The sequence below is a fragment of the Corynebacterium sp. genome (genome assembly GCF_012837295.1).
Lineage (GTDB): Bacteria > Actinomycetota > Actinomycetes > Mycobacteriales > Mycobacteriaceae > Corynebacterium.
The window spans coordinates 1-7923 of sequence record NZ_DURI01000281.1 but is presented as its reverse complement, the minus strand read 5'-3'; the positions used below and the strand labels follow the sequence as shown (position 1 = coordinate 7923).

Annotated in this window: 6 protein-coding genes, 1 tRNA gene and 1 pseudogene; 5 read left to right on the top strand and 3 right to left on the bottom strand. The window is 69.3% G+C overall.

What is annotated here, in order from left to right; translation table 11 throughout:
• On the top strand, positions 1–754 hold a 754-nt coding region (locus GX015_RS09155), incomplete at its 5' end, for a topoisomerase C-terminal repeat-containing protein (protein ID WP_291344559.1).
• A 108-nt stretch (positions 755–862) separates the two neighbouring features.
• Here the strand turns inward: GX015_RS09155 and GX015_RS09150 are convergent.
• Positions 863–2389 carry an adenylate/guanylate cyclase domain-containing protein gene (locus tag GX015_RS09150; RefSeq protein WP_291344557.1) on the bottom strand — a complete coding sequence of 509 codons (1527 nt, stop codon included), beginning with the start codon at positions 2387–2389 and terminating at the stop codon, positions 863–865.
• 128 nt (positions 2390–2517) lie between these two features.
• Here GX015_RS09150 and GX015_RS09145 point away from each other — a divergent pair, with 128 nt between their 5' ends.
• From GX015_RS09145 to GX015_RS09130, 4 genes are all read left to right on the top strand, one after another.
• Positions 2518–3801 (top strand): DNA polymerase III subunit delta', encoded by a 1284-nt coding sequence (locus GX015_RS09145; RefSeq protein ID WP_291344555.1) that lies wholly within the window; start codon positions 2518–2520, stop codon positions 3799–3801.
• Between the two features lie 109 nt (positions 3802–3910).
• Positions 3911–3986 (top strand) — tRNA-Thr (locus GX015_RS09140).
• Positions 3987–4117: 131 nt separating this feature from the next.
• Positions 4118–5185 (top strand): permease, encoded by a 1068-nt coding sequence (locus GX015_RS09135; RefSeq protein WP_291344553.1) that lies wholly within the window; start codon positions 4118–4120, stop codon positions 5183–5185.
• Positions 5186–5264: 79 nt separating this feature from the next.
• On the top strand, positions 5265–5507 hold the full coding sequence (locus GX015_RS09130; protein WP_291344551.1) for a thioredoxin family protein: 243 nt from the start codon (positions 5265–5267) through the stop codon (positions 5505–5507).
• 181 nt (positions 5508–5688) lie between these two features.
• On the opposite strand, the gene GX015_RS09125 is transcribed toward GX015_RS09130, so the two are convergent.
• Together GX015_RS09125 and GX015_RS09120 are read right to left on the bottom strand one after the other, a co-directional pair.
• The gene (locus tag GX015_RS09125) at positions 5689–7014 is read right to left on the bottom strand and encodes an MFS transporter (RefSeq protein ID WP_291344549.1); all 1326 of its coding nucleotides are present in this window, start codon (positions 7012–7014) and stop codon (positions 5689–5691) included.
• 657 nt (positions 7015–7671) lie between these two features.
• Positions 7672–7923: pseudogene (locus GX015_RS09120) on the bottom strand (ABC transporter ATP-binding protein); the annotation flags it as partial.

The window sequence follows — 7923 nt, the reverse complement described above, 5'->3', positions numbered from 1 at the left end:
TGTCGAGGTCAAGGCCGAGGAGATCGTGGCGGAGGAGCGCGCCGCGGAGGACGCCCAGCGCGCCGCCGACGGCATGCGCAAGAAGAACTGGGACACCAAGACCGCGGCGAACCAGAAGGCCAAGCGGATCGCGGAGATCGTCGAGGAGACGCTCAAGCCGAAGACGGCGTCGCTGTTCGCGTCCATGGAGCCGTCCACGGTGACCCTGGAAGAGGCCCTGAAGCTGCTGTCGCTGCCGCGCGAGGTCGGCACGGACCCGAGCGACGGCGAGATGATCACGGCCCAGAACGGCCGTTATGGCCCGTATCTGAAGAAGGGCTCGGACTCGCGTTCGCTGTCGTCGGAGGAGCAGCTGTTCACGGTGACGCTCGACGAGGCCCGCCGCATCTACGCGGAGCCGAAGCGCCGTGGCCGCGCCGCAGCCAAGCCGCCGCTGAAGCAGCTGGGCGACAACGACGTCTCCGGCAAGCCGATGAGCGTCAAGGACGGCCGGTTCGGCCCGTACGTCACCGATGGCACGACGAATGCGTCGCTGCGCAAGGGCGACAACCCCGAGACGCTGACCGACGCGCGCGCCAACGAGCTGCTGTCGGAGCGCCGCGCGAAGGAGGCCGCGACGGGTGGTCCCGCGGCGAAGAAGGCGGCCAAGAAGTCGTCGAAGAAGACCACCAAGAAGGCGGCCAAGAAGACGACGAAGAAGGCCTCCAAGAAGTCGAGCAAGAAGACCGCGAAGAAGACCACCAAGAAGTCTTAGCGCGCTCTTCCCCGGTTCACCGCGGCCGGCCCGGATCCTTCCGGGCCGGCCGTTCGGCTTTCGCGCATCGCTTTACGACGGCCCGCCGGGCCGTCGTAAAGCGAAAGACTAGGACCGGTCCGCCATCGTCGCGCGGATCGGCCGCGCCAGCTGCGTCATGTGGGTGCGGCCGCGGAGCTCGACGGACTTCAGGGACGTCCAGCGCGCCTGCTCGTCCTCGTTGGCCAGCCGCACCGTCGACGCGGTGGCCAGCACCTGGCCGGGGGTGTCCTTGGCCAGGTCGGTGAGGCGGGCGGCCTGGTTCACGGCGTCGCCGATGACGGTGTACTCGAAGCGGTCGTGGGCGCCGATGTGGCCGGCGACGACGCGGCCCGCGGCGACGCCGATGCCCGCCGACAGCTTCAGGCCGCGCAGCTCCTGGCGCAGCTCGCGGGCGGCGGCCAGGGCGTGCCCGGCGGTGTCGTCCAACGGCAGCGGGGCGCCGAACACGGCCAGCGCCGCGTCGCCCTGGAACTTGTTGATGATCCCCTTGTTCCGGTGCACGCAGTCGACGACGTGCTCGAAGAAGGCGTTGAGCTCGCGGACGACGACCTCCGGCGAATTCTGCACGGCGAAGGTGGTCGACCCGATGACGTCGACGAACAACACCGCGACGAGCCGGTCCTCGCCGCCGAGCTTCGGCTTCTCCTCCAGCGCCTTGCGGGCGACCTCGGAACCGACGTACCGGCCGAATAGGTCGCGGACGCGCTGGCGCTCCTGGAGGCCGCGCATCATCTCGTTGAAGCCGGCCTGCAGGACGCCCATCTCGGACCCGTCGTAGATGGGCACGCGGGTGTCGGTGTCGCCGCGGCGGACGCGGTTGACGGCGCCGGTGAGGTCGCGGATGGGGTCGACGATGCTCATCGTCGCCAGCGCGGTGCCCACGTAGCCGGTGATCAGCGCCAGCACGGCCAGCGCGACGATGGCGGGCAGCAGGTCGCCCAGATCGTCGGTGAAATATCCGAGCCGCTGGGCGAGCAGCATGAGCAGCATGGCCACCACGGGCAGCCCGGAGGTGAGCAGCCACGTTTGCCGCAGCCGCTGGCCGATGGGCGGTTCCAGCGACGAGTCGGGCGCCCTGCGCGCCAGGGCCTCGGCCGCGACGGGGCGGACGAGGCGTTCGGAGATGAGGTACGTCATCAGCGCCACGATCGCCCCGCCGAACACGGAGGTGATGACCACGACCACGCCCAGCCGCGGCGAGTGCACGAGCGCGACGATGCCGAACACGAGCACGCCGACGCCCCAGATGATCGCCCCGAGAATCGCCTGGTAGGTGGGGATGCGCATGATCAGGTAGCGCACCCGCCGGGGGTCGTGGCGGTCCGGGTTGCGCTGCCAGCGCAGCACCGGTTTGAACAGTAGCCAGGTGGTGCCGATGCCGGCGATGACGGCCGCGGCGAGGTAGACCAGCAGGCCGATGAACGCGGGCCCGGGCAGCTCGGTGAACCCGGACAGGCCCTCCAGCGGCAGCAGGACGCCGAGGAACAGGCCGATGCCGACGGCGCCGACGAGGTTGCACAGGAACACCACCGCCGCGTACGCGGGCCAGGGCGTGCTGCGCAGCCACCGGAGGTTCCTCCACAACCGTTGCATGCCGTCCACCTTATCGCCCCGGGCGGATGGGTGGGACGGGCATGCGGAGGGTGCCGGGAGGATCGGTCGGCCGGTCGTCGGTTTGCTTTGCGACGGCCCGGTCCGCCCCGCCCGCTATCGTGGTGCGCATGGAACTGGGCAGCGTTTTCGACCGCGTGACGGAAGCCGGGGGAGTGCGGGCGACGTTGACGGCGGCGGCCCGCGCGGCGCGGGCGATCGCGGCGGCGGGGGAGGATCCGGCGGCGCGTGCGGCGGCGGACCCGAATGGGGCGATGACGCACTCGTGGCTCTTCACGGGCCCGCCCGGCTCGGGGCGGTCGGTGGCCGCGGAGGCGTTCGCGCAGGCGCTGCTGTGCACGGATCCGACGGTGGCGGGCTGTGGCCGGTGCCAGGGCTGCACGACGGCGGACGCCGACACCCACGGCGATCTGATGAACGTGACCACCGAAGGCTCCGTGATCCAGGTGAAGGTGGTGCGCTCCGAGGTCATCCCGTGGGCGCATCGCCGGCCGACCACGGCCGACTGGCGGGTGGTCATCGTGGAGGACGCCGACCGGCTCAACGACGAGTCCGCGAACGCGTTGCTGAAGGCGGTGGAGGAGCCGCCGGAGCGCACCGTGTTCCTGCTGTGCGCCCCGACGACCGATCCGGCGGACTTTTCCGTGACTCTGCGGTCGCGCTGCCGCCACGTGTACGTGCCCACGCCGACCAACGCGCACGTCGTCGAGGCACTGCGCATGAGCCACCCCGAGCTGACCGTCGAGCAGGCGGAGTGGGCGGGGACGATCGCCAACGGCCACATCGGCCGCGCGATGGGTTTGGCCACCGACGAGGGCACGCGCGAGTGGCGCAGCCGGGCGCTGGATCTGGTGGAGGCCGTCTTCGATCCGGCGAACGCGTATCTGCGCACCCGCGAGCTGTCCGCGCACGCCGAAAAGGAATCGAAGCGCCGCAACGAGCCCAAGGAGGAAAAGGAGCTCGAGCAGTTGACCAATGCCCTGGGGCTCGGGGCGAAGGGCAAGGGCGCGCAGGCGGCGACGCGCGGTTCGGCCGGCGTCATCAAGGAGCTCGAGGAGAATCAGAAGCGACGCCGCAAGCGCACCGAGTTCGATCTGGTCGACATCGCGCTCATGGACATGGTCGGATTGCTTCGCGATGCCCTGCTGGTCTCCTCCGGAATCCCCGCCGATGGCGGCGGCGCGGGCGTCGGCTCTGGTCCGGTGCCCATCAACCCGGACCGCCGTCGCACGGCGGCGGAACTGGCGCGCCGCGTGTCGGCGGAGGGGCTGGTGGCGTGCATCGACGCGGTCATGGACGCCCGGGAAGCCATGGCCCGCAACGTCCGTCCCGCCGTCGCGCTCGACGGGATGATGGGCGCGATGCAGGTGGCGTGCCGGGTGGGGCAGAGGTGAGGCGGGCCGTCGGCAAGCAATCGCATACCGCCGGGTAGGGGCCGGATTTTGGGGCGCGCGGGCGGTGCGTTAAGATTTCGGCGGTAACCACGCATGTCGTGGCGACCACGCCGCCTTAGCTCAGTCGGTAGAGCGCTTCACTCGTAATGAAAAGGTCGCGAGTTCGATTCTCGCAGGCGGCTCCACGAAAACCCCGGTTCAACCAGATGGTTGGGCCGGGGTTTTCTGGTTCTTCGGGGGGCGGAGTGGGGAAGCGCACTCGGGTTCACCCCTGGTCAAGGTGTATTTCCGGGGATACGATTAGATCATGGTCGAAATGGCGCAATCACGATCCCGGCCGGCGGAGCCTCCGCCCCGCCGGAGCGCCGACTGGCCCACCATCGGGATGCTGGCCGGCGCCGCAGTGGCATGGGCCGGGCTGTACGCGCTCAACGAATGGGCGTGGGACGCGCTTTTCACCGCATTGGGCCTGGACCCCGCCGGCGGCGGCCGGGTCGTCGGGGCGGTGCACTTCTTCCTTTACGACGTCACCAAGATTTTCCTGCTGCTCCTGGGCCTGATGTTCGCCGTCGGACTGGCCCGCGCATCGCTGGACCTGGGCAAGGCCCGCGCCTACCTCGAGGGCAAGGGGCTGGCGCTCGGCCTCTTCCTGGCGGTCGTGCTGGGCGTGGCCACGCCGTTTTGCTCGTGCAGTTCCATCCCGCTGTTCATCGGATTCGTCGCCGCGGGCATTCCGCTGTCGATCACGCTGACGTTCCTGGTCGCGTCTCCGCTGGTCAGCGAAATCGCCGCGATCATGATCGGCGACCAATTCGGGTGGGAGTACGCGGCCGCCTACGTCATCGCCGGGGCAGCCCTGTCCATGACCGTCGGCTGGGTGTTCTCGCGTTTCGACCTCGACCGTTGGGTCGAGGACATCGTCAAGAGCGGCGCCGTCGTTTCGCTTTCCGACGCCGACGGGCCCCCGTCCCTGCGCGACCGCGTCGGAGCCGCCGTCGAGGAGACCAAGGACATCTTCCGGGACGTGTGGGCGTGGGTGCTGGTCGGAGTCGCGCTCGGGGCGGCGATCCACGGCTGGGTGCCCACCGACTTCTTCGCCCGCTGGGCGGGTCCGGACAACCCCCTGGCGGTCCCCGTGGCCGCGCTGGCGGGAGTCCCGCTCTACGTCAACGGAGCGGGAGTGGTGCCCGTCGGTGAAGCGCTGTGGGCCAAGGGCATGTCCCTGGGCACGGTCATGGCGTTCATGATGAGCTCCATCGCCCTGTCCATCCCCCAGGGCATCATGCTCCGCCGCGTCCTCAAACCCCCGTTGCTCGCCCTGTTCTTCGGGACGGTGACGCTGGGCATCATCATTCTCGGCTACCTGTTCAACTTCATCGCCTGACGCACACCTCCCGACCCGGCCGCATAGGTCGGCGTCGACCGCCGCCACCATGCGGCCCCTTCGAGAAAGGACCACCCCCATGCACATCCAGATCCTCGGACCCGGTTGCAAGAAATGCGACAAGCTCGAATCCAACACCAGGGCCGCGCTCGACGAGCTCGGCGCCGACGCGACGGTGGAGAAGGTCACGGATTACGCGGCCATCGCCGCCACAGGGCTGATGAAGACCCCCGGCCTCATGGTCGACGGGGAACTCGTCGTCGGAGGTTCCGTGCCGAAGCCGAAGCAGATCGCCGAGGCGCTGCGGCAGCGGATGGGCTGAGCGCGGGGCCGTCGCAAAGCCCCCGAACCCGCCCGGTCGCCCCGCCGCCCCCCCCAACGCCGAAACCCACCGGCCCCGGAGAATCGGGGCGGGCGGGTTTCGAAGCGGAGACGCGCTGCGAACCGCTCAGGGGGCGGCCCGGCGATCGCGCGGTGTGGGTGGAAAGCCGCGCGGAGGCGGACTACACGTCCTCGTGGCGCATGGTCAGGAGGTCGCGCTGCTCCATGTTCTTCGGCAGCATCAGCAGCGCGATGAACGCGGGCACGGTCAGGGCGATGAGGTAGATCGAGATCATCCACGCCTTGCCGGTCGAGTCGAGGATCATCTGGGCGATCATCGGGGCGAACGCGCCGCCGAGGATGGCGCCCAGGGCGTAGGCGATGGAGACGCCGGAGTAGCGGACGTCGGCCGGGAACATCTCGGCGTACATGGCCGGCTGGGGACCGAGCGTCAGTGCCAGCGGCAGGGCCAGCAGGGCGATCGCCAGGACGTACAGGAACGGGTTGCCGGAGTCGACGAGGAACCACATGATCGCCTCGACGATGACCAGCAGCACGTAGCCGATGATGAACGTGTTGCGGCGACCGATTTTGTCGGACCACGCGCCGGCGACGAACATGAAGATCGTCCACAGGATGCCGCCGACCAGGGTGCCGGTCCACGCGACGGCCGGGGACAGGCCCAGCGTCTTCTGCGCGTAGGAACCGAAGAAGGCGATGACCAGGTAACCGGCGGCCTGCTGGGCGGCGAAGATCAGCGCGCCCTGGATGACCTTGCCCCAGTGCTTCTTGAACAGCAGCGGCAGCGGGGCGGAACGCTCGGCGGACTCGGCCTGCATGGCCTGGAACACCGGGGACTCGTCGACGAGGCGGCGGATGGCGTAGCCGATGACGACCAGCACGATGGAGAGCAGGAACGGGATGCGCCAGCCCCAGGCGAGGTAGTTCTCGGTGCCGACGATGCCCATGGTGATCAGCATGACCGAGGTGGCGATGGTCAGGCCCAGCGGGACGCCGGACTGCGGGAACGCGCCGAACAGGCCGCGGCGGTTATCCGGGGCGTACTCGACGGACATCAGGGCCGCGCCGCCCCACTCGCCGCCGGCGGAGACGCCCTGCAGGATGCGCAGCAGGATCAGAAGGATCGGTGCGGCGATGCCGATGGTGTCGTAAGTCGGCAGCAGACCGATGAGGAAGGTGGCCACGCCCATGCCGATGAGGGTGAACACCAGGATCATCTTGCGGCCGTACTTGTCGCCGAGGTGGCCGGCGATGACGGCGCCCAGCGGGCGGAACAGGAAGGAGATGCCCAGGGTCGCCCAGGCGATGATCTGCGCGAACTGCGCGTTGTCCTGGGCGGCGGGCTCCAGGTACAGGGGCGCCAGCACGATGCCGGCGGCCTGCGCGTAGATGAGGAAGTCGTACCACTCGATGGTGGTGCCGATGAGCGTGCCCGACAGGACGCGCTTGCGCTGTTTGGGATCAGCGGCGATGAGGGACGTGGTCATGAAGTCTCCGGCTTTCGGGAACGTTTCTGGCGCGGTCGCTCGGCCCCGTCTTCGGCGGCGTCCCCGTGGGGCGCGTCGTTGTCCGGGGTCGAATTCCCGCGAGAGGAATCGGATGCGCGGCACGGCTGGCATGCCACGAAAGCGGGCGGCGCATGAACGCGTCGCGAGCGGATCGTATTTTTACACAGTGGCGGGGTCCTCGGCAGCTTGTTTGGTTTCCGGGCAGATCGGGTTTTCGGGGGTCGGGGGTGGGGATTTCCGGTCGATTCGTGACCCCGTGGGCGCCCGCCGTCGACCCCATTCGGGCGACTCGGGCATGGGCCCACCGTGCGGGGGCAGTGGCCGGGGGTAACGCTTCTGCTTTGCGACGGGTGCCCCCGTTCGGCGTTGAATCCGCAACCAGCGCGAACCTCTGATCGGGGTGCGCCGGATAAGTACATAACTAAACTGGTCCGCCTGGTTTCCGGTCGTGTCGCGCGGGGTGCATGGGGTACGTGAGTCGCATGTTGCGGCGTTGGTCACGGAACGACAACGGTCTGATTGCGGGCCGGGTGTCGGGGCATGTGCAGCCCGATTCGGGGGTGGGTTTCGACCACCCCAGTACGGGGGTGTTCGCGTGGCGGCGGTGCCCCGATCATGCCCGGATGGCGCGGGGAATCAGCGCCGGCGGCGGCGCACGGGAGCCACGACCGGACCATCCGGCCGATGCAGGATTTCCACGTCCGCGCCGTACACGTCGGAGATGCGCTGCGCCGTTAGAATCTCGTCCGGCATGCCGACGCATTCGAGCGCGCCGTGGTGAAGCAACGCCACCCGGTCCCCGTGCTGGCCCGCCAGCGTCAGATCGTGCATGGCCGCGATGACCGTCAGGCCGTGGACGGCGCGGACGCCCTCCACGAGCTCCAGGAC

Excerpts from the sequence above, each read along its gene's own strand:
- GX015_RS09150 (WP_291344557.1), bottom strand. The coding sequence starts at position 2,389 with ATGCAACGGTTGTGGAGGAACCTCCGGTGGCTGCGCAGCACGCCCTGG.
- GX015_RS09145 (WP_291344555.1), top strand. The coding sequence starts at position 2,518 with ATGGAACTGGGCAGCGTTTTCGACCGCGTGACGGAAGCCGGGGGAGTG.
- GX015_RS09135 (WP_291344553.1), top strand. The coding sequence starts at position 4,118 with ATGGCGCAATCACGATCCCGGCCGGCGGAGCCTCCGCCCCGCCGGAGC.
- GX015_RS09130 (WP_291344551.1), top strand. The coding sequence starts at position 5,265 with ATGCACATCCAGATCCTCGGACCCGGTTGCAAGAAATGCGACAAGCTC.
- GX015_RS09125 (WP_291344549.1), bottom strand. The coding sequence starts at position 7,014 with ATGACCACGTCCCTCATCGCCGCTGATCCCAAACAGCGCAAGCGCGTC.